Consider the following 741-nt stretch of genomic DNA (forward strand, 5'->3'; position numbering starts at 1 on the left):
CAGGCACCCGCCGCGCCGCCGGCCGGTCCCCCTGTCGGCGCTTCGCCGTCCGACCGCGACCGGCCCGTCCCGCCACTCGGCGAGGATCCGCTCGTCGCGCCGCCGTCCGACGGCGGGCCGCCGCCCCGTCCGTCGCCGGACGAGGCCGCGGCCGCGGACGACCTCGGCCTGCCGACGACGATCGACCCCCGGCTCCTGCACGACGCCGAGGGCCGCCTGCGCCGCAGCCTGCCCGGGCCCGACGGGGGCGGGGACAGCTTCTCCGACCGCCAGGCCGCCGCGATCGAGCGCCGTGGCGAGACGCTCGTCTCGGCCGGCGCCGGGGCCGGCAAGACCAGCGTCCTGGTCGAGCGCTACCTGCGGACCCTGATCGACGAGGACGACCTCGACACGGCGTCGGTCCTGGCGATCACCTTCACCGAGAAGGCCGCCGCGGAGATGCGCGAGCGGCTGCGCCGGCGGCTCGAGGCGCTGACCGGCGGCGGCGTCCTGCCCCAGCGCTGGCGACTCGAGGACGCCTGGATCGGGACCTTCCACGCGATCGCCCAGCGGTTGCTGCGCCGCTACGCGCTCGCCGCCGGCCTCGACCCCGACGTCCAGGTCGCCGACGAGACCCGCGCCGCCGACCTGCGCCGGACCGCCTTCGATCGCGCGCTCGCCGCCTGGCTGCGCGATCCGGCGACCGCGCGCCGATCGGCCCCGGCCGCGCCGCCGGCGCCCGACGCGCTGCCGGTCGACGCG

Annotated in this window: 1 protein-coding gene; it reads left to right on the plus strand. The window is 79.4% G+C overall.

Features of this window, described 5'->3' with window-relative positions:
- Positions 1-741 (plus strand): UvrD-helicase domain-containing protein (locus tag PAI11_RS28380; protein WP_040601545.1); only part of this gene is annotated, 741 nt, incomplete at both ends.

The organism is Patulibacter medicamentivorans (assembly GCF_000240225.1).
In the GTDB taxonomy this organism is placed as follows: domain Bacteria; phylum Actinomycetota; class Thermoleophilia; order Solirubrobacterales; family Solirubrobacteraceae; genus Patulibacter; species Patulibacter medicamentivorans.